Below are 2,380 nucleotides of genomic sequence, written 5' to 3'. Positions count from 1 at the left end.
GTACATGGCGCAATCTCCTGAAATCCGACGCCAACGTCGATCTCGTGCATTTCACCATTCTCCGTCCGCCGGAAAAACAGGACGGCACGCCGATCAACGAATTGTCGCTGATCGCCTTCCCGACCCGCGAGCTGTTTCAGCAGAAGATCAAGGAATTCGACCTGATCATCTTCGACCGCTATGCGAACCAGAGCATTCTTCCTCCAGCCTATTTCGAGAACATCGTGCGCTACGTCCGCGAAGGCGGAGCAATTTTGATCGCGGCGGGGCCGGAGTTTACCGATTACGGAAGTCTCGCGCAGACACGTCTCGCGGCCGTCTTGCCCGCACGACCCGATGGCCGCATCGTCGAGGAACCGTACAAGGCGCGCCTCACCTCGCCGGGATCTCGGCACCCGGTTACCCGCGAGCTTCCCGGTTCGGAGGCCAATCCGCCGGCCTGGGGCGAATGGTTGCGGATCATCGGCGCGCAGGTCCAGAACGGCGCGACGCTCATGTCCGGCGCGAACGATCTTCCTCTTCTCGTCCTGAAACGCGAGGACAAAGGGCGCGTCGCACTTCTCTTGTCCGATCATGCGTGGCTCTGGGCGCGCGGCTACAGGGACGGCGGGCCGCACCTCGACCTCCTGCGCCGACTGGCTCATTGGCTCATGAAGGAACCGGCGCTCGAAGAAGAAGCATTGCGCGCCTCCGCCAACGGCGGCACGATCCGCGTCGAGCGGCAGACGATGAGCGACACGGTGGACCCCGTGACGATGACCACACCCGGCGGCACGCAGCGATCCATCACGCTGAGCGAGGAAAAGCCCGGTCTTTTCACGGCACGGATCGAAAGCCGCGAACTCGGACTTCACACGCTCCGCTCGGGCGAACTGGTGACATTCGTCAGCCTCGGACCGGCCAATCCGCGCGAGCTCGCGGATGTCTTCAGCAACACCGAAGCGCTAAAGCCCATCGTCGAGCCCACCGGCGGCTCGATCCGCCGGGTCGCCGAAGGAACGGACGTCATCGTTCCACGCCTGACGACGGTGCGGTCGGGGTCCCGGTTCTCGGGGAGCGATTGGATCGGATTCAGGCCGAGCGAAAGCGCCATCGTCAAGGGCGTGTCGGTGTTCCCTCTGGCGCTGGGTTTCCTCGGGCTCGCCCTTCTTCTGGGATCGTCGCTCTTCGCCTGGGTGCTCGAGGGACGTCGGCGGAGGGCCTGATCAGCTCGCTCGCGGTGTCACCAAACCTCGCGCCCGCTGAAAGGCTCCCTCGGCCAGTTCCAAAGCCAGAAAGCGGTCTGGGTTGACCGGGCCTGGCAGTTCGAGCTGGTGGTGGGGAATGCGCTTGAAGCCGAACCGGGCGTAATAGGGCTCGTCGCCGACCAGCAGAACCAGAGTATGCCCTCTGTCCCTCGCCGCATCGATCGAACGGCGCATGAGCGCGGCGCCGATGCCGCGGTTCTCAAACGCCGGCTCGACCGTCAAGGGTCCGAGCATGAAAGCGGTTTCCGCCCCGGCCGAGACCGGTGTCATCCGCACCGATCCAACGAGAAGAGTGCCGACCAGAGCCGTAAACGAGAGCGCCATGTCGTGGGCGACCCCCTCGCGCAGACGAGACGCGGTGCGAGCAAAGCGGCCAGGACCGAAGGTGCGCTCATGCAAGCGCTCGATGGCGTCGGAATCGGCGGGAAGTTCGGAACGGATGATCRACGACAATTCGGTCACGGGACAGACTCGCGGAAAGCATGGCAATGGGAACGGCGAAGAAAAGTCAGCCGGTTCGTCGTCGCGATGTCCGCTCGGTCGTCATGGAAGGTGTCGTTCCCTCAAGCCCATTTGCCCTCAAGCCCGTTTTGCCCAGGCTTGTTTCGGCCCAATAGCAGTCTTGGGCTCGTGGCGCAAACGATCTCACCAGGTGGTCTCGATGGGCCGTTCATCGAAGATTTCCGCGAGGCGTCGCCGGGTCGGCGCACTCGTTCCGTCCGGCAACTGGTCAACCGGGAAGAAACCGGTCTCCAATATCTCGCCGTCCGGCACTTTGTCGCCGAGCCTCGTGAAGGCGTGGATCACATAGACGAGCACGTGATCGCGTCGCGAGACCCTCCGGTTAAAGAAGACACCGTGCAAACGCGGGGTGTCGGTCGGGACGATGCACGCTTCCTCGCGCAATTCACGCACGAGAGCCTCGAGCGCCGTTTCCCCCGTCTCGACACCGCCACCGGGCAAGTGCCAACCCGCAATGTAGGTGTGTCGTATGAGGCAAACCCGTTTCTGTTCGTCTACGACGACCGCGCGAACGCCGAGCGTCATCCCTCGGGAGACTCGCCAATAGGTATGCAGGACCCGCCGGAACAGGGCCTCCGGAATGAAGCTAGCAACACGCAACAGGGGCATAG

2 protein-coding genes and 1 pseudogene are annotated in these 2,380 nt (G+C 63.5%); 1 reads left to right on the top strand and 2 read right to left on the bottom strand.

The window, feature by feature from the left end:
• Positions 1–1,205: pseudogene (locus tag AC1DT3_RS18230) on the top strand (hypothetical protein); the annotation flags it as partial.
• Here the strand turns inward: AC1DT3_RS18230 and AC1DT3_RS18225 are convergent.
• Positions 1,206–1,709: a GNAT family N-acetyltransferase gene (locus AC1DT3_RS18225; RefSeq protein ID WP_477466641.1), complete on the bottom strand. Its 504-nt coding sequence runs from the start codon at positions 1,707–1,709 to the stop codon at positions 1,206–1,208. It abuts the pseudogene before it with no gap.
• Between the two features lie 183 nt (positions 1,710–1,892).
• A complete protein-coding gene (locus AC1DT3_RS18220) occupies positions 1,893–2,378 on the bottom strand; it encodes an NUDIX domain-containing protein (RefSeq protein WP_477466640.1) in 486 nt (161 codons plus the stop codon).
• Positions 2,379–2,380 lie beyond the last annotated feature (2 nt).

The sequence above is a fragment of the Microvirga sp. P4_G7 genome (assembly GCF_056401005.1).
This window is presented reverse-complemented; position numbering and strand designations above follow the sequence as displayed.

Bases quoted from the DNA above. Each gene is read 5' to 3' on its own strand.
- AC1DT3_RS18220 (WP_477466640.1), bottom strand. From the start codon at position 2,378: ATGCCCCTGTTGCGTGTTGCTAGCTTCATTCCGGAGGCCCTGTTCCGG.